The 17,482-nt window shown below is 43.2% G+C and carries 17 protein-coding genes and 1 tRNA gene; 11 read left to right on the forward strand and 7 right to left on the reverse strand.

Translation table 11 applies throughout. The features are described from left to right. Positions 1–176: 176 nt before the first annotated feature. The 8 genes from gap to B5D54_RS04300 all read left to right on the forward strand — a co-directional run bounded on the left by gap (position 177) and on the right by B5D54_RS04300 (position 6,869). A complete protein-coding gene (gene gap, locus B5D54_RS04265) occupies positions 177–1,172 on the forward strand; it encodes a type I glyceraldehyde-3-phosphate dehydrogenase (protein ID WP_078925246.1) in 996 nt (331 codons plus the stop codon). Between the two features lie 118 nt (positions 1,173–1,290). Then, positions 1,291–2,175: a D-hexose-6-phosphate mutarotase gene (locus tag B5D54_RS04270; RefSeq protein WP_078925247.1), complete on the forward strand. Its 885-nt coding sequence runs from the start codon at positions 1,291–1,293 to the stop codon at positions 2,173–2,175. An 85-nt stretch (positions 2,176–2,260) separates the two neighbouring features. After that, entirely contained in the window at positions 2,261–3,091 is an 831-nt protein-coding gene (rlmA, locus tag B5D54_RS04275) for a 23S rRNA (guanine(745)-N(1))-methyltransferase (RefSeq protein ID WP_078925248.1), read from the forward strand. 197 nt (positions 3,092–3,288) lie between these two features. Next, the gene (locus tag B5D54_RS04280) at positions 3,289–3,654 is read left to right on the forward strand and encodes a hypothetical protein (RefSeq protein ID WP_078925249.1); all 366 of its coding nucleotides are present in this window, start codon (positions 3,289–3,291) and stop codon (positions 3,652–3,654) included. A 93-nt stretch (positions 3,655–3,747) separates the two neighbouring features. Continuing rightward, the gene (locus B5D54_RS04285) at positions 3,748–4,269 is read left to right on the forward strand and encodes a DUF2058 domain-containing protein (RefSeq protein ID WP_078925250.1); all 522 of its coding nucleotides are present in this window, start codon (positions 3,748–3,750) and stop codon (positions 4,267–4,269) included. Positions 4,270–4,419: 150 nt separating this feature from the next. Continuing rightward, positions 4,420–4,510, forward strand: a tRNA-Ser gene (locus tag B5D54_RS04290). A gap of 252 nt (positions 4,511–4,762) precedes the next feature. Next, positions 4,763–5,107 carry a YajD family HNH nuclease gene (locus tag B5D54_RS04295; protein WP_078925251.1) on the forward strand — a complete coding sequence of 115 codons (345 nt, stop codon included), beginning with the start codon at positions 4,763–4,765 and terminating at the stop codon, positions 5,105–5,107. 217 nt (positions 5,108–5,324) lie between these two features. Then, the gene (locus tag B5D54_RS04300) at positions 5,325–6,869 is read left to right on the forward strand and encodes a methyl-accepting chemotaxis protein (protein WP_238843272.1); all 1,545 of its coding nucleotides are present in this window, start codon (positions 5,325–5,327) and stop codon (positions 6,867–6,869) included. A 114-nt stretch (positions 6,870–6,983) separates the two neighbouring features. Here B5D54_RS04300 and B5D54_RS04305 read toward each other — a convergent pair whose 3' ends face one another. The 7 genes from B5D54_RS04305 to B5D54_RS04335 form a co-directional block, all read right to left on the reverse strand. Next, entirely contained in the window at positions 6,984–7,538 is a 555-nt protein-coding gene (locus B5D54_RS04305) for a YagU family protein (protein ID WP_229601049.1), read from the reverse strand. A gap of 105 nt (positions 7,539–7,643) precedes the next feature. Next, on the reverse strand, positions 7,644–9,371 hold the full coding sequence (locus B5D54_RS04310) for a SulP family inorganic anion transporter (protein WP_078925253.1): 1,728 nt from the start codon (positions 9,369–9,371) through the stop codon (positions 7,644–7,646). Positions 9,372–9,406: 35 nt separating this feature from the next. After that, a complete protein-coding gene (locus B5D54_RS04315) occupies positions 9,407–9,826 on the reverse strand; it encodes a protein tyrosine phosphatase family protein (RefSeq protein WP_078925254.1) in 420 nt (139 codons plus the stop codon). A 16-nt stretch (positions 9,827–9,842) separates the two neighbouring features. Further along, positions 9,843–10,706, reverse strand: coding sequence for an MBL fold metallo-hydrolase (locus tag B5D54_RS04320; protein WP_078925255.1), 864 nt, complete (start codon positions 10,704–10,706; stop codon positions 9,843–9,845). Between the two features lie 211 nt (positions 10,707–10,917). Continuing rightward, positions 10,918–12,540: a methyl-accepting chemotaxis protein gene (locus B5D54_RS04325; protein WP_078925256.1), complete on the reverse strand. Its 1,623-nt coding sequence runs from the start codon at positions 12,538–12,540 to the stop codon at positions 10,918–10,920. Positions 12,541–12,766: 226 nt separating this feature from the next. After that, on the reverse strand, positions 12,767–14,704 hold the full coding sequence (locus tag B5D54_RS04330) for a DNA topoisomerase III (RefSeq protein ID WP_078925257.1): 1,938 nt from the start codon (positions 14,702–14,704) through the stop codon (positions 12,767–12,769). A gap of 84 nt (positions 14,705–14,788) precedes the next feature. Beyond that, positions 14,789–15,124 carry a Grx4 family monothiol glutaredoxin gene (locus B5D54_RS04335; RefSeq protein ID WP_078925258.1) on the reverse strand — a complete coding sequence of 112 codons (336 nt, stop codon included), beginning with the start codon at positions 15,122–15,124 and terminating at the stop codon, positions 14,789–14,791. A 309-nt stretch (positions 15,125–15,433) separates the two neighbouring features. On the opposite strand from B5D54_RS04335, the gene sodB reads away from it, so the two are divergent. From sodB to B5D54_RS04350, 3 genes are all read left to right on the forward strand, one after another. After that, complete coding sequence (gene sodB, locus B5D54_RS04340; protein WP_078925259.1) at positions 15,434–16,018, forward strand: superoxide dismutase [Fe]; 585 nt, start codon at positions 15,434–15,436, stop codon at positions 16,016–16,018. 105 nt (positions 16,019–16,123) lie between these two features. After that, a complete protein-coding gene (locus B5D54_RS04345) occupies positions 16,124–16,627 on the forward strand; it encodes a VC2046/SO_2500 family protein (protein ID WP_078925260.1) in 504 nt (167 codons plus the stop codon). 175 nt (positions 16,628–16,802) lie between these two features. Further along, entirely contained in the window at positions 16,803–17,471 is a 669-nt protein-coding gene (locus tag B5D54_RS04350) for an SDR family oxidoreductase (RefSeq protein ID WP_078925261.1), read from the forward strand. The last annotated feature ends 11 nt before the right edge of the window (positions 17,472–17,482 follow it).

Raw genomic sequence — 17,482 nt, forward strand, 5'->3', positions numbered from 1 at the left:
TAAAAAGCAGCGCCCAGGCTAAATCTTAACCACTTGCAACGGATTGTTAAAAAAAGCGCTGCTTTTTTTTGACTTTAAACAAGTTAAGTCCGATTATCTGTTGCAGACACTTACTGGATTCTGTAATTTTACTACCAGTTATCTTTAATCAGAAATTAAGTTGTGGAGCAACTATAATGACTATCAAAGTAGGTATTAACGGTTTTGGCCGTATTGGCCGTTTCGTATTCCGTGCAGCACAAGAGCGTAACGACATCGAAGTTGTAGGTATCAACGATCTTATCGACGTTGAATACATGGCATACATGCTAAAATACGACTCAACTCACGGTCGTTTCAACGGCACTGTTGAAGTAAAAGACGGTAACCTAATCGTTAACGGTAAAACTGTTCGCGTAACGGCAGAGCGTAACCCTGCTGACCTTAAATGGGATGCCATCGGTGTTGACGTTGTTGCTGAAGCAACAGGTATCTTCCTAACTGACGAAACTGCACGTGCTCACATCACTGCAGGTGCGAAAAAAGTAGTTTTGACTGGCCCTTCTAAAGACAAAACTCCTATGTTCGTTATGGGCGTAAACCACGAATCTTACGCAGGTCAAGACATCGTTTCTAACGCTTCTTGTACTACTAACTGTCTAGCGCCTATTGCTAAAGTTCTGAACGATAACTTCGGTATCGAATCAGGTCTAATGACAACTGTTCATGCAACAACTGCAACTCAAAAAACCGTTGACGGTCCTTCTGCAAAAGACTGGCGTGGTGGTCGTGGTGCGGCTCAAAACATCATCCCATCTTCAACTGGTGCTGCTAAAGCAGTAGGCGTTGTTCTTCCAGAACTAAACGGCAAACTAACTGGTATGGCTTTCCGCGTACCAACAGCAAACGTTTCTGTTGTTGACCTAACAGTTAACCTAGAAAAACCTGCTTCTTATGAAGAAATCAAAGCCGCAATGAAAGCCGCTTCTGAAGGTGCTCTAGCTGGCGTACTGGGCTACACTGAAGATGCAGTAGTATCAACTGACTTCAATGGCGACACTCGCACTTCAATCTTTGATGCAGCAGCAGGTATCGCACTAACTGACAAATTCGTTAAAGTAGTATCTTGGTACGACAACGAAATCGGTTACTCAAACAAAGTTCTAGACCTAATCGCTCACATTTCTAAATAATGTAACGATTAGCGAAGAAATTCGTTGAGAAGAAAGGCGGCCTTTGTGTCGCCTTTTTGCTTATCTAGAATAGAAAAATATCCTATAACTCTAGGAATGAAGACTTCAGGAGCGATACATGGACTTAACTACCCTCCCTACTTTAACCGCACTCTCCAACTGTGTGACCATGGTTGAAAAAGATAACGTTAAAATTGTTCGTATTATCCACGATAAGGCCGTAGCGGGTATTGCACTGCACGGTGGCCATGTCCTTTCCTTTCAACCTAAGGGGCAGCCTGATTTAATCTGGATGAGCTCTGATACTCTATTTGATGGCAAAGCCGCTCTGCGAGGTGGTATTCCGGTATGTTGGCCATGGTTTGGACGAATCGCAGCGCCTGCTCACGGTTTTGCTCGTTCAACAGAATGGACATTGGTTGAACATAGAGAAAATGAACAAGGGGTGATGATTTCTCTCGGACTGGAAACCTCTGAACAAACGCTCGCAATATGGCCTCACCATTTCCAAATTCGATTACTGGTCGAAATCCGTGATACCTTGCAGGTCACCCTTGAAATAATCAATACGGATAAAAAAGAATGGGTATTCTCTGGGGCATTACATACTTATCTAAATGTGGGCGATATCCGTCAAACGGAAACAACGGGCATGGGGCTTGAATACCTCGACAACCTTAACCATGGACAAAAAACAGCGGGTACCAATAGCCTTGTTCTCACCGATACAATTGACCGAGTATACACTCAGCCAGAAGCGCAAATTCGGGTTAAAGATCCGGTATTGAATCGAACGTTACTGATTAAAAATCACGGTCATAACTCGGCCGTTTTGTGGAATCCATGGTCGCAAGGCGCACAAGCAATGGCAGATATGGACAATGAGGGCTATCAAACCATGCTTTGTGTTGAATCGACATGGCATGCCAATAGTTTAGAAGAGGGTAAAACGCTACAGCCAGGTGAGCGTTATCAACTTTCTACAACGTTATCGGCTCAATAATCTTAAGGGCAGCATCGGCTGTCCTTTTTATTTCGTTCGCTTACCGTTAAACTTAGCCTCTTCTTTTTCTGATGATTGGATTCTTATGGCTTACGTCTGTCCCCTTTGCCATCACCCCCTACACTTACAAGCACACAGTTACTTTTGTGATAATCGACATCAATTTGATGTTGCCAAAGAAGGCTATGTCAATTTAATGCCAGCTCATCATAAACGTTCTAAAGATCCCGGTGATAATAAGGAGATGATGCAAGCAAGACGCCGTTTCTTACAAGGCGATCATTACCATCCAATGCGAGAGGCGGTCAGTACACTCTGCGTTCAGACTCTAACCAATACCTCCCACCGATTGCTTGATATTGGATGTGGTGAAGGTTATTACACTCACCATATTGCCGCCGCCATTCAAGATCAGACCGTTCACGCCAAAACGTACGGCTTAGATATTTCAAAAGTTGCCATTCGTTTTGCCGCTAAACGCTACCCAAATGTCAATTTTGTGGTTGCCTCTAGTCACCGTCTTCCTTTTGCAGACCAATCACTGGATGCCATTTTACGGATATATGCCCCTTGTAAAGCAGAAGAACTTGACCGAGTGCTCACCGATAATGGAGCGATCATAACGGTGACCCCTGCGGGTCGGCACCTCTACCAATTAAAAGAAAAAATTTATCAGCAAGTTCAATTGCATGATGAAACGCCAGAACAAATTACAGGCTTTACTCTCGAGCACCAACAACCACTGCATTACACCATGTCCTTATCCGGCCCTGAGGCTTTTGATCTTCTTCAAATGACCCCCTTTGCTTGGCGCGCCACAGAAAGTCTACGAGAAGAACTCAAGCTGGCAGCAACATTCACCTGTGAAGCCGATTTTATGATTCGTATTTACAGAAAAGAGCACAAGGACGGGTAACAATCCCCCTAGCGATACTCTTTAATAAATATTCAGGCACACTCTTTGCTTATATATTGGTCAAAATCAATTGTTCAGAAAAATATTCACAAGTTTTTAGATAAACAGTCGATATTAATAATATCCCAAGGATAAGCATGGCCATGCCGTTGTCATGCTCCGACCTAGGTATGCCATGTTAAAGAAGGAGAAGCCTGATGAATTCTGTTAGCACAGAGATCCCCGCTCACTATTCACCGAGTATGATGACCCCTTCTTCAACGCTAAAAAACCCAGATGTTGTAGAACATGATGCTCCACCACTGAAATCTGAAGGTACAAAAGTCACTTTATCAGAAGAAGGAAGAGCATTACTTGCCGCCTTAAATGAACTGGATCAAGAAAGCCAAGCTGAGCAGCTAAAATCAAAGACCGTAGGTGATAAGGTGGAAGCCTTTACTCACGGAGCATTAGGTATGGATCACCCGAAAAAACCGAAGCAACCGGCAGATACCTCCTATACCGCGGGGAAATATCTTTCCGCAGCGGCAAAAGTCGGTGGCTTATTACTCCTCTTAGCCTAAGCTTTATCGCTCCTCATTCGGTTTTCCCTGCCCTCTTTCCTTGCTGACAACGAGTCGGTACACTTAGTCATTCTTTATTGACTGGAACAACCCATGACAAAATTATCACTTCAAGAGCAGATGCTCAAAGCAGGCCTTGTTAATGAAAAAAAATTAAAGAAAGCGCAGAAAGGCTCTAAAAAATCACGTGTACAAGCAAGAGAAGTAAAAGCCGCCGTTGAAGCCAATAAACAGCAGCAACAAGAGCGAGATAAAGCTCTCAATAAACAACAAAAAGAACAGTTATTAACGAAAGAAATTCAAGCCCAAGTCAAGCAGTTGATTGAAATGAATAAACTCCCCTTAAATAGTGGAGATATCCAATACCATTTCACGGATGGCACTTTAGTAAAAACCCTTTATGTTGATTCTCAAACACGAGATCAATTGATCAAAGGGCTACTCGCTATCGCCCGTTATGAAGAAAGTTATGCCATTATCCCTAATATTGTGGCCCAAAAAATCTGGCAGCGGGATGAGCTGAGTATAATTAATGCACCTTGTGAGTCAGAAGCAACGATTGATGAAGATGATCCTTATGCAGACTATGTGGTTCCTGATGATTTAATGTGGTAAACCGTGCTCTAAACTTAAAGGTTTTTATACAAAATAGACCAATAAGTTCAAATCAGCAGCCAAAACCACCCAACACGAACAAAAATTCAGCAAACGATACAGTGAGCACTTTACAAGCTGGGAGAATCCCTTTACTATTCGGCCCACAACGGAGAGATGGCTGAGTGGTTGAAAGCACCGGTCTTGAAAACCGGCGTACGTTAATAGCGTACCTAGGGTTCAAATCCCTATCTCTCCGCCACATTCAAGCCCTTGATTTATCAAGGGCTTTTCTCGTTTTAGCAGCCAAATCATTATCTCGCTCAACCAGAGCAAAATCACCAACTAAACTGACTCAAAAATAAGTCTATCTTGCTTCTTTTTCGCTATAGCCATACAACCAGCCACCGCTCAATCTAAAAGCCTTTCGATAATTTTTTCATTCAAGCTTTGCTCAACGAAGCGTTTTCGTCTTTAATATCGTCGTGTTCAATAAACTTATTGAGGAAAAATTATGGCATCCGACTTTTATGGTTCTAGCGCTGAATATGCGCGTAAAGAAAGTGGTTACCGCGAGAAAGCACTAAAACTTTATCCTTGGGTGTGTGGCAAATGTGCCCGTGAATTTGTTTATTCAAATTTACGAGAATTAACCGTCCATCATAAAGATCATGATCATACAAATAACCCTGAAGACGGCAGTAACTGGGAATTATTATGCTTATATTGTCACGATCACGAGCACTCGAAATATACAGAACATGAGCGTTATGGCGTCGATCCTGTTGCCCGATTAGACGAGCATAAAAGTGCCACCTATAACCCTTTTGCTGATCTTGCTAAGATGATGAAAAAATAAAGCCCATCGAATGAAAGAGGCGAGATTATTATCGCTTACTTTATATACAGATATTTTATTGGTCTCATGGCTTATTTGATAACATCTTAATGATACACATCAAGTTTTTGTCATCTTTGTCTGATAATGTAGTTCTCTTAATCTTACAGGTATCCATTCTCACCCTTTGATAACCTGTATGAATCATTGTTAGTTAATTAGCATTAAAGAGATGAATATGGCAGATAAAAGAGTACGATACTCAGACAAAGATAGCCTGATATCCACCACAACCCCTGATAGCCATATCACCTATTGTAATAAGGATTTTTGCAAGGTTTCGGGTTACCAAGAAGAAGAACTGCTTCACCATCCCCACAATGTAATTCGACATGACGACATGCCTAAAGCGGCGTTCGGTCAGTTATGGCAATACATTCAGTCTGGAAAAAGCTGGATGGGATTAGTCAAAAACAAATGTAAAGGCTCTGGACACTACTGGGTTTCAGCCTTTGTGACTCCCATCATGGGTAAAGACGGTAAAGTCTTTGAATACCAATCCGTCAGGACGCAACCAAGTGATGCACAAATTTCACGCGCTTATTCACTCTATGCAAAACTTCGTCAGGGAAAGGGATCCATACGACGAGTCAAGTGGATGACACTCTCTTTGAGTGTCGTTATCGCAGAACTCGTCGTTCTTGGTCTCTTCACCATGTCATCGGCCTCTCCCATTACTCTTCTGAGCACACTGATTCCGTTAACCCTTGCTCAGTTTGCCTTTTTAGTGGTAATGCAAAAACGCCTTAATGCGATCAATATATTAGCGAAAAATGATTACGATAACCCCCTAATGGAGCAACCTTATACTGGCTATTGTGATGATGTTTCACGCATCGAACTTGCCATGATGATGAAGCGAGCCGAATTAAGAGCAGCAACGGCTCGAGCCAACGAAACTGCGACTAGCCTACTTCAGTCGGCCAATGATGAGATGAAAAATTGTCAATCGATTGATAATGAATTAGGCGAACAGAATGTCGCAACAGATGCGATGGCGGTCTCTTCAAAAGAGATGCTAAATTCCATTGACGAAGTCGCTAAGCAAGCGAAACAAAGCGCTGAATTTGTTAGTCATGCCAGACATAAAGCGCAAGAAGGCACACAGACGATTGATGAAGCGGTAGAAACCGTCCTTGAGCTGAGTCAACACTTAGATAGCTCTAAAGCGGCACTAGAGCGACTCTATACCGATGTCAATGGCATTGAAACTATTCTTGAGATGATTCAAGGCATTGCAGAGCAAACTAATTTACTGGCCCTAAATGCCGCTATTGAAGCAGCCAGAGCGGGTGAACATGGCCGAGGTTTTGCGGTTGTCGCCGATGAAGTTCGAGCTCTGTCTAGTAAAACCAGTGCCTCAGTAGAAGAGATTCATGAAAAGATTGAATTATTGCAAACGGCTGTCAATCAGACGGGCAACCTAATGGAAAACGGCATCCAATCATCTGAGCAATGTGTGATTAAATCTCAAAAAAGTAAGGCGTCTTTTGAGGCTATCGTTAATGATTTAGCTTCCATTGGTGAGCAAAGTGCCAAAACATCACAAGCCATTACGGAACAAGTACAAGTGACTCAAGGTATGAGTGAACATGTTCTTAGAATGAAAGAAGCGATTCAATCGACAAAGTTATTATCTTCTTCTTCTGTCGAGCGAACACATACTTTGGTGGGAAGTTTAGAAAGCTTACAACGCTTAGTGCGACAATTTAGTGCTAAATAATACCAAAACACGTCAGCCCCAATAAGAAAGGAGAGCTCACGTCTGGCAACCTCTAAAAAGCCTCTAGAGGTTGCCAAATAAGCGAAGGAAAAAACAACGCTTCTGTCTACTCTCTTAACTTAGCACCACTTCTGGATCGGGCTCTTTTGTCATTTTTTCACGCAGATAACCACGAATCATTTCAATAGACCAGAACCAGACAATGTGGCCAAAGATCTCTGAAATATACTCGCTAGCCGGAAGGTGAGACCAAGTCGGAGTCAGGCCTAGCCAGACAAAAACCGTACCATGCGTACAGACGGTGACGATCAAACCCGCCATTACCCCTTGCCACATTTTTACCTTTGGAAAAATTTCAGCAATCACACAGTAACCAATGGCAAAAGTCAGAGAAAAGATGATATGAGTCACCATAACGGGGTTAATGATGTGCTCAGCAAAAGTATAAACTGTCTGTGTGGGATCAATACCAAGGTAGTCCCTTAAGAAAATATAAGGTGGGTTAAATTCAGCACGGCCATCACTAATGGTTCTAGGTGGTAATGGGACTTCAGCCCCCCACTTAACAAATGCTGACATAACACCACTGATGATACCGATAAACAAAGCAACACCATAATGACGACGCTCTTTTGGTGTTCTAACGAAAAGGGAGCGAATAAATTCCACTTGAAATACCTCTTAAATCAAACTGACTACGATTAGTCGCCGACAGTATATATGAAACATTTAGAAACATCTTTATTTTTGTGACATTGGTCTCATATATAGGTATTATTGCGTCTTCTCTTCGGTGCTTTCAGATTGTGTTAATGCCGTAAATGCTTGGTACTGACTAATAAAGATCTTCCCCGTAAAATGGGCAAAAAACGGTGAATGCTTCATTTCATCCATCACAGGGCCTTTTACTTCCGACAAGTGCATTTGAACCCCCGCCTCTTTCAGCCGCTCGGCAATCAAGCTCAGGCTCTCTAAGGCACTCGCATCAATTCTATTGACGCCAGAAAGCATTAAGACTAAAGATTGAGCATCGGGGTATTGGGCTAAATATTCAGGGACTTTATCTTCTAAATAACGAGCATTAGCGAAATAGAGACTTTCATCAATACGCAATGTCAATACGGTTTTACTCTCTACAACTTGGAATCGCTGTACATTTCGAAAATGCTCAGTCCCTTCAATTCGCCCCACCACCGCAATATGAGGACGGCTAGTCCGCCACAAAAAGAGTGCGAGAGATAACGCCACTCCCAATAAAATCCCCAACTCAATATTAAACACTAAGACACCTAAAATGGTAGCAACCATCACGACACCATCACTTTTCGCGGTTTGCCACGTTGAAAAGATGCCTTTAATATCAATAAGAGAAGAAACGGCAACAATAATAATGGCAGCAAGAACCGCATGAGGAAGGTAGGTAAAGATCGAGGTAAAAAAGAGGACTGTCATCGCAATCCCTACCGCGGTTAAAGCACCAGCTAAAGGGGTTTCAGCCCCTGCATCGTAATTGACTACCGAGCGAGATAACCCTCCGGTGACAGGAAAACCGCCTTGCATCGCAGAAGCTATATTCGCACCACTTAAAGCCACTAACTCTTGATTGGGTTCGATACGTTGGCGTCGTTTGGCCGCTAATGTTTGACCAACAGAAGCTGATTCAACAAAACCAATGACACTGATAAGCACTGCTGCGGGCAATAAATCACGTATTAGGGCTAATTCTAGTATTGGTAGGGAGAAATGAGGTAAACCGCTTGGAACTTGGCCAACAACACTCACCCCCAATTCTGTCAGTTCGAACCTGATGACTAAAAGAGTGCTAACCCCCATCACCATAACAGGCAGCAATTTTGTAGCATGCCCAGCCCAAGAAGGGGGAAATCTGAGTTGAATAAGAAGAGGAGATAAATAGCGTCGTCCAATCAATAAAATGGCTAATGAACCGACACCAATCATCATGGTATAAGGATTTATTTTTTGCATCACCAGCCAGACATTGGCTAGACGCTCTTCTTGCAAGGAAATACCGAGTATAGGGCTAAGTTGCCCAATCACAATAATAATACCCGAAGCCGTCATAAAACCCGATAACACGGGATGGCTTAAGAATGTTGTTAAAAACCCCAAACGAAATATCGCCATCGCCAGCAAAATAATGCCAGAAAGAAAAGCCAAAGTTGCCGCAGTGGTTAAATAGGCGGGAGTACCCACCGCATGCAAGGGTGTTATGGCTTCTGCTGTCATTAAAGAAATTACCGCCACGGGGCCAACTGCGAGCGTTTTGCTGGTTCCCAATAAGGCATAAAGCACCAGAGGTAAAATACTGGCATAAAGCCCTGTCACGGGGGGGAGACCGGCAACCATTGCATAGGCAAGGCTTTGAGGAATAAGCATAAGCGTAACAATGATGGCGGCTAAGATATCTTTCATTGCCTCTTGGCGGCGGTAATTAGGCAACCATTCAAGAATGGGTAACCATTTTCCCCATGAACTTTTCATTCTATTGCTTTTCCTTACTCCATGCTCAAAAAGGGCTATTGTGACTCAGCCGCCTCAAGCAAACGGCTGAGATCAAATCCTTTCTCTTTCGCACGTGCAACACGAGCTGTTAGCGTAGCAAAATCTTCACTGCCCATTGACCACAACAGGCTGCAACGCGTACCTGTTCGACAAAAAGCCAGTATGGGTTTAGGCGCGTTTTCCAGCAATTTCGTAAACATCGCTACTTGTTGCGACGTTATCTGACCAGAGATCACTGGCATATGATAATATTCAAGCCCATAGATTTTAGCTTCATGCTCAATCATCTCATTTAAGGGTTGCCCCTCCTCTTCCCCATCGGGTCGATTATTGATCACTGATTTAAAACCTAACTGTGCAATATTACGGATGTCGGTGGGTAAAATTTGTGGTGCAACAGTAACGTCACTGGTTAATTCCATCAATGCCAGCATAAGGCTCTCCTATCCGTTAAATTTTATTTAGTGGAATTTTAAGATATTGGACCCCATTCTCCTCAGCAGGAGGCAAAACTCCAGCTCTCATATTAACTTGTACCGACGGTAAAATCAGAGTCGGCATTTTCAAGGTGGCATCTCTTGACTGCCTCATCGCAACAAATTGCTCTTCGCTGATCCCCTGTTTGATATGAATATTCTCCTGACGCTCCTCACCTATTGTGGTTTGAAACAAAAATTTTTCCCGCCCGGGTGCTTTATAATCATGGCACATGAACACTCTTGTCTCATCTGGAAGAGTGAAGAGCTTTTGAATCGATTGATAAAGGGTTTGAGCATCACCACCAGGAAAGTCACAACGAGCTGTTCCATAGTCAGGCATAAACAAAGTATCCCCAACGAAAGCACTATCACCAATCACATAAGTCATGCAAGCTGGTGTATGACCTGGAGTATGGAGCGCTTTGGCAGAAAGAGTTCCAACCATAAAGCTTTCTTGATCGGTAAAGAGATGATCAAATTGACTACCATCCATGCAAAAGTCTGAACCTGCATTAAATAGTTTGCCAAAGGTATGTTGTACTACGGTAATACCCTGACCAATACCTAATTTGCCACCAACTTGCTGTTTAATATACGGCGCAGCGCTTAAATGGTCAGCATGCACGTGGGTTTCCAAAATCCACGCGACCGATAAGTGATGTTGATGAATAAACGCAATCAATTTATCCGCAGACTCATATGAGGTTCGCCCTGAAGCCGGATCGTAATCAAGCACAGAATCCACTACCGCACACTGTAAAGTCTTTGGATCAACCACGAGATAGCTATAAGTAAAGGTATTGGGATCAAAGAACTCATGTACTTTTGGTTTCATCGTATCCTCCTAACATTAACCATAGTAAATTAGACTTACCTAATTTAATTAACATTAATATAATAAACACCAAAAATCCAATCCTCATTTCACCAAAATGCGACGTTAAGAGGAATTCGTGGGGATATCAGGAATGATACCTCAAGCGACGGCTTAGTCTGCCTCCATAAAGTGGCTCATTTCATGGGGGCAGAAAAAGCCGCCTGTAGGGCTAAACTTTAAAGTGTTGTAATTGCTCATCCAGTTGATTGGCACTTTCTGCCAATTGTTGGCTTTGTTCAGCCAGATCTTGAGAAGACTGGCTAATCTGATCCGCAGAAAGATTAATATGAATTACATTGCTATTCATTTCCTCAGCAACCGTATCTTGTTGCTCTGCCGCCGTTGCAATTTGAGTCACCATATCATTAGCCCGAGTTAACTCACTGACCATTTGCTTAAGCATTTTCTGAGTTTGGTTAGCAATTTGAACGTTTTCCGTTACTCGGGTATGACACTGTTTCATCGCTTGAGATGCACTATCTGCTCGACCAATCAAAGATTCTATAGTTTGCTGAATTTGTTGAGTTGACTGCTGAGTCCTTCCAGCAAGGTGACGAACTTCATCCGCAACCACAGCAAACCCCCGCCCCTGCTCCCCAGCTCTTGCCGCTTCTATCGCGGCATTCAAGGCTAATAGGTTGGTCTGCTCAGAAATGGCCTGAATCACATCCACAATATCATTAATCCCCTCAACATCATGACGAAGAGCATCCACTAACTGATCGGTTTGTGAAACTTCCTGAGATAAAAGTTCTATATTTCTCTCGGTATTTTCCATCATACCATTACAATCCAACGCTTGATTGGCAACATCATCCGTTGAAGCGGCAGTTTGCTCCGCATTTTGTGCAACATCCCGAATGGTGGCGTTCATTTCATTCATTGCCGTCGCTAATTGCTCTAACTGCATGCGCTGAGACTGAGTACTGGTCGCGGTTTCCTCACTGGCTGAGGCAATACTTGATGCCATTTGCGCCGCACTCATGGCCGATTGTTTGGCCGTCAATAATGCTTGATGGGTATGCTCAATCATAGTGTTAATTGAATGCCCCAAACTGGCGATTTCATCTCGTCCTTTAGGGTTAAAACGTACGGTCATATCCCCTTCTGCCGCTCGTTTTACCTTAGACACAAACAAAGCCAGTGGTTTGGTAATGTTTTTTCCAATAATGCTGGAAAAGAACAAAGTAACAACACCACCGATTAAGGCCAGCCCTACATAGAATAAAGCACTACGATAAACGGCCTGATCAATATCATGCACAATCACACCCGTGCCGATTATCCAGTTCCAACTACGAGTGCTCGCAACATAAGAGATCTTATCTTCCACTTGCCCTTGAGGTGAAATGAAAGTGTACTCAACAAACCCTGAACCCTGACGTTGTACGGTTCGGCTCATCTCTTGCCAATGAAAACGTCCTGCACCGTCACGCTCTTGGCTCATATCTTTGTTTGTCATTTCAGGTCGAAATGGATGTAAAACTAATTGAGCGTTCGGCATCATCACCCAAAAATAATTATCTCCGTCATAACGTAGAGCTTTGATTGCTTCGATAGCCTGCTGTTTCGCTTGCTCTTCCCCCATAACTCCTGAGAGCTGCGCATAGTGATTCACTAAGCTGACGACCGATTCCACTTGATGTTGTATACTGTTCTGGCGTTCTTGGTATGCCATCCCCTTCAGTTGATTAACCCCATATAGACTGATCAGTACAATGATCATTAGCGATATGACTTCTATCACTAGAATTTTTTGGCGCACGTTCAGCGCTCGAAGTATCGTTAACATGTTACCTTCCTAGCACAAGCATAATAATGATATTCATAGTTTTTTATTTCAGTAATCCATATATTCAGGCCGCGATATAGAGCCATCATATCAATTAACTATGGAATATATTGTACGAGCGCACAACAAAAAATTAGACTTTATATGGAGTTTTTTTGATTTTTTAGTGATAACAACTGCATAACTACTCATATCATAATAGTGAATAACTCTGCACTTTAGTAGATCACACCTGAGAATATTTCGTAGAGCGGCGAGTTTTTTTTCGGGAGAAGGGGGCTCGTTTCACTGTAGGTAAGGAACATAAAGAACTGGGTACAGGTTCTGTCTTAACCTGATTCATCCACTGATTAATCTGTCGCTCTAATGCTTGCATAAAGGGTTGATAGGCTTGACCTCGTTCGGCCATGGCCTGAAGTTGATGCTCCCAATGCGCCGTCATGTCTGGGTAAGTCGCCTCAACAGGCAGAGCATGGATAAGCCCTTTCCCTGCCGGGGTACTTTGAATGGCCTTGCCTTCTCGCCGTAAGAGTTGGCGTTTAAATAATGTGTCTAAAATGCCTGCTCGGGTTGCTTCCGTGCCTAAACCATCGGTATCACGGAGAATTTTCTTTAACTCTTTGTCTTCAACAAATCGTGCAATTCCGGTCATAGCTTGCAGTAAGGTCGCTTCGGTAAAATAACGAGGTGGCTCCGTTTTACACGCTTTAATTTCTCCTTCTCGACAGGTCAAGACCTGATCGATTGCAAGAGGTGGCACACTATCAATTCCCTCTTCTTGCTGTAGGTTCTGCCCCATCAATATTTTCCATCCCGCAGATATTAACTGGCGACCTTTCGCAACAAATTTCCCCCCCGCAATATCAAACCCTAATTTCGCTTCAGCATACACAGCAGGAGGGTAAAACTGGATAAGATATTGTCGAGCAATTAAGCCATAGATTTTCTGTTCAGTGGCAGATAGCCCATTGACCGAAGCAGTTTTCGGCGTCGGAATGATGGCATGGTGAGCATCAACTTTTTTATCATTCCATGCTTTAGATTGACGAGATAAATCCGCTCCCTCCACAGCATGATGCAGCTCACTCAGGTTATGAGCAATAGCCGAGGTGACTTGCTTTGCCTGTATAAAGTGCTCTTTAGGGAGATATCGACAATCTGAGCGTGGATAGGTAATCAACTTGTGTTTTTCATAAAGAGATTGACACGTATCCAACACCTGCTGCGCACTGAGTTGATAGCGCTTAGCCGCATCAATTTGTAACGCTGATAAAGAGTAAGGCAACGGCGCGGCTTGTTTCGTTTGATCTTGTTCAGACTCAATCACCTTTGCCGCTTGCCCAGCAATACGGTTAGCCACATTTTCAGCTAACTGGCGGTGAAGCACTCTCCCCTCTTCATCTTGCCAAGGTTTACACGCCTCACTCGGTTGCCACCGCGCTCGAATATCAAACCGATGCTCTCCATCTTGGTAAGGAATTAAGGCATGCAGAGTAAAGTAGTCTTTCGGTACAAAATGGGCGATCTCTTCATCACGGCGTACCACAAGCCCTAGCACCGGCGTTTGTACTCGCCCAACCGACAAGACACCTTGATATCCCGCTTTCTGACCTAATAGCGTATAAGCTCGTGACATATTCATGCCATACAACCAATCGGCACGCGAACGCGCTAACGCAGAAACGGATAGCGGAATAAATTCTCGATTACTGCGCATCGAAGACAGAGCTCGCTGAACCGCCGGTAAATTAAGATCACTAATCAACAAACGTTGCATGGCTTGCTGCTGACTTTTTGCCACCTTACAGTAGTCAATCACCTCATCAACAAGCAATTGTCCCTCGCGGTCTGGGTCACCCGCATGGATAATTTCCTGCGCTTCTTTTAACAGTTTACGAACCACTGAAAGTTGCTTACTGGCACTTTTTCTTGGCCTTAGTTGCCAGCGATCTGGCACAATAGGTAAGTCAGCGAGGTGCCATTTTTTATAACGTTCATCATAACTATCTGGCTCGACTTGTTCTAATAAATGGCCAATACACCAGGTCACGATATCCCCGTGACCACAGCGAATAAATCCTTGCTCTTTTTTGTGAGGCTTAGGCAACGCATCAGCTATCGCTCGCGCTAAACTGGGTTTTTCAGCAATAAATAAGCGGCTCATAATACAGAATCGATAAAAAAACTAAGGCCACATTACTCAATGTGGCCTTACAAAATCAAGCAAAAACTGTAATTTTATACAGTATCACTCATGACTATCCGATGCGCGCCCTGCCGCTTCTTTGACAAGTGGTTGCAATTCACCTTTTTGGAACATTTCTAAAATAATGTCACAACCACCGATCAACTCACCTTCAATCCATAATTGGGGGAAAGTCGGCCACTGGGCGTAAATAGGTAGTTCAGCTCGAATATCCGGATTTTGCAAAATATCTACATAAGCAAATTTTTCACCACACGCCATTAACGCTTGTGCGGCTTGAGAAGAGAAACCACAGCTTGGTAGTTTGGGGGACCCTTTCATATATAGGAGAATCGGATTTTCTGCGATTTGCTGTTTGATTTTGTCAATGGTTTCCATTGCTTCCTCTTAATGGATGGCTAGTTTGATTCCCCCATTCTAAATCATTAAGTCAGAATAAAAAGCACAATATATTTATGGTTTTCGATGAATAACTCTAAAGGTGTAGGCTAGGAATAAAATTTTTCTTAGTGATGGGGTGTTAATAAAGTAAAAACTTGCTAAAATAGCTAACAAGTCAGTCGTATCGACGAAATACAATAATACTGGAAGCCATCGAAGGAAGGGTATTGGTCTGTCGAGAGCTCTAATTTCCATCGACCTCGTCAACTAAGCCGCTTCTTTCCTCGAAATACGGAGAATAGAGCAATGGCATTTGAATTACCTGCGTTACCATACGCAAAAGATGCACTAGAACCACATATCTCAGCAGAAACATTGGAATACCATTATGGTAAACACCACAACACTTACGTGGTTAAACTCAATGGTCTGATCCCAGGAACTGAGTTTGAAAACAAAACGTTAGAAGAAATCATCAAAACCTCAACGGGTGGTGTCTTTAATAACGCAGCTCAAGTCTGGAACCACACGTTCTACTGGCACTGCTTATCCCCAAATGGTGGCGGTGAACCGACGGGTGCAGTGGCGGATGCCATCAATGCCGCTTTTGGTTCATTTGAAGAGTTTAAAGCAAAATTCACTGATTCTGCGATTAATAACTTTGGTTCATCTTGGACTTGGTTGGTTAAGAAAGCAGACGGTTCATTGGCTATCGTGAACACTTCCAATGCAGCGACCCCCATCACTGAAGAGGGCGTAACCCCACTACTGACCGTAGACCTATGGGAACACGCGTACTACATTGATTATCGTAACTTACGTCCAGACTATATGAATGGTTTCTGGGCGTTGGTTAACTGGGGCTTCGTTGCTCAGAATCTAGCAAAATAATGTTGTATCAATAAATTATGATGCTCTTTAGCCTGCATATTGCAGGCTTTTTTATTAAAGTTTTTTGCCTCAATGCCGCTATTAGAAAGGCATCGAGGAGAAATAATGCAAGTACATACCTTAGACAAAGCCGGAATCATTAATGAACTGCATATTGGCTCAAGCATCAGTCAAGCTGTTCAGCAAGGTCGCCACGCCGACTTTGCTTTATTCATGGCACTCTTTTCTAATGATGTGCGCGATAGCTGCCCTATAGAACCGGTTGATGAAAAAAAAACCACAGAGCAGTTACTTCGCCAACGATTCGAACTGCCTGAACTGCAACCGCTACGTAATGATCAAAGTTCTTATCAAATATCCGCTCAACAAGCTCGATACTTCCATGCTGGAGGGTTAGCCAGTGCCAAGCTCTCACACTATCTCAAACCAGAGGCCCTCACTTATCTTCCCGAAGATACACAAGGTTTCCCTGAAGAGGTCTATTTAAACCTTTCAGGTCATGAACGACGAAGTTTAGCTACCAAGTCGTCAAAAACCTTACTGACTACGGATCTCTATCCACAGCTCAACATGGCTTTACGGCATGATCAGCTGCGAGTTCAAATTTAGCGAATGCAGCTTCCCTTTGCATAAACGCAAAACGTGAACCATCTCCAATATTCTCTCATCGACACGGCATTTTAAAATTTTCTTTGAACCTATTCACACCCTAATTCCCACTCTTCTACCATGCTTTGACTCTGACTCATTGGTTACATGAATCAAAAACCAAGGAAGAGATGATATGAATATTAACGGTGCACTCGTTTTAATTACCTCAGCGGGATCATCATTAGGCAGTACACTGGCGGTTCACTTTGCTCAATTAGGAGCGAAAATCATACTCTGCGATACCAATCAACATGAACTGATTAAGAGCTGGAAACGGTGTCAGTCGGTGGCGAAGGATGCGCACTACTACATACTGGCCGATCATTCTCTAGCAAGTATTGATCAGTTATTTACCCATATTGAAACTAGGCATCAGACAGCGCCTAACGTACTGATCAACTACTGGCCTTCCCCTCCTTTTCCATCAGTCATTGATGATCATCCAACAGAGCTGTTTATTCAGAAAATTATTACCATGGCAACGTCGCTGTTTACTTTTGGGCAAGCATGTGCAGAGAAGATGCGCCAATATCAAACAAAAGGGGTGATTATTAATATGGTTTTCTACTCGACGTTAGCGGAAAGAGCGGGCATTGAAAATGCGAACTCTATGGTTTCAGGTTTTACCCAAAGCTGGGCAAGAGAACTGACCCCCTTTAATATTCGGGTAGGAGGCGTTATCCCCATCATTGACGAGCAAGATACCCCTGAGCATTGGGCAGAAATGCAAGATGAGTTGATTCGTAATACTGAATATATTGTTGCCAATGAATATTTTAGTGGCAGAGTGGTGTCGACTTAATCACATTGACG

This window comes from Vibrio cincinnatiensis DSM 19608, from assembly GCF_900167345.1.
Taxonomy (GTDB): Bacteria; Pseudomonadota; Gammaproteobacteria; order Enterobacterales; family Vibrionaceae; genus Vibrio; species Vibrio cincinnatiensis.

Excerpts from the sequence above, each read along its gene's own strand:
- gap (WP_078925246.1), top strand. The coding sequence starts at position 177 with ATGACTATCAAAGTAGGTATTAACGGTTTTGGCCGTATTGGCCGTTTC.
- B5D54_RS04270 (WP_078925247.1), top strand. The coding sequence starts at position 1,291 with ATGGACTTAACTACCCTCCCTACTTTAACCGCACTCTCCAACTGTGTG.
- rlmA (WP_078925248.1), top strand. The coding sequence starts at position 2,261 with ATGGCTTACGTCTGTCCCCTTTGCCATCACCCCCTACACTTACAAGCA.
- B5D54_RS04280 (WP_078925249.1), top strand. The coding sequence starts at position 3,289 with ATGAATTCTGTTAGCACAGAGATCCCCGCTCACTATTCACCGAGTATG.
- B5D54_RS04285 (WP_078925250.1), top strand. The coding sequence starts at position 3,748 with ATGACAAAATTATCACTTCAAGAGCAGATGCTCAAAGCAGGCCTTGTT.
- B5D54_RS04295 (WP_078925251.1), top strand. The coding sequence starts at position 4,763 with ATGGCATCCGACTTTTATGGTTCTAGCGCTGAATATGCGCGTAAAGAA.
- B5D54_RS04300 (WP_238843272.1), top strand. The coding sequence starts at position 5,325 with ATGGCAGATAAAAGAGTACGATACTCAGACAAAGATAGCCTGATATCC.
- B5D54_RS04310 (WP_078925253.1), bottom strand. The coding sequence starts at position 9,371 with ATGAAAAGTTCATGGGGAAAATGGTTACCCATTCTTGAATGGTTGCCT.
- B5D54_RS04315 (WP_078925254.1), bottom strand. The coding sequence starts at position 9,826 with ATGCTGGCATTGATGGAATTAACCAGTGACGTTACTGTTGCACCACAA.
- B5D54_RS04320 (WP_078925255.1), bottom strand. The coding sequence starts at position 10,706 with ATGAAACCAAAAGTACATGAGTTCTTTGATCCCAATACCTTTACTTAT.
- B5D54_RS04325 (WP_078925256.1), bottom strand. The coding sequence starts at position 12,540 with ATGTTAACGATACTTCGAGCGCTGAACGTGCGCCAAAAAATTCTAGTG.
- B5D54_RS04330 (WP_078925257.1), bottom strand. The coding sequence starts at position 14,704 with ATGAGCCGCTTATTTATTGCTGAAAAACCCAGTTTAGCGCGAGCGATA.
- B5D54_RS04335 (WP_078925258.1), bottom strand. The coding sequence starts at position 15,124 with ATGGAAACCATTGACAAAATCAAACAGCAAATCGCAGAAAATCCGATT.
- sodB (WP_078925259.1), top strand. The coding sequence starts at position 15,434 with ATGGCATTTGAATTACCTGCGTTACCATACGCAAAAGATGCACTAGAA.
- B5D54_RS04345 (WP_078925260.1), top strand. The coding sequence starts at position 16,124 with ATGCAAGTACATACCTTAGACAAAGCCGGAATCATTAATGAACTGCAT.
- B5D54_RS04350 (WP_078925261.1), top strand. The coding sequence starts at position 16,803 with ATGAATATTAACGGTGCACTCGTTTTAATTACCTCAGCGGGATCATCA.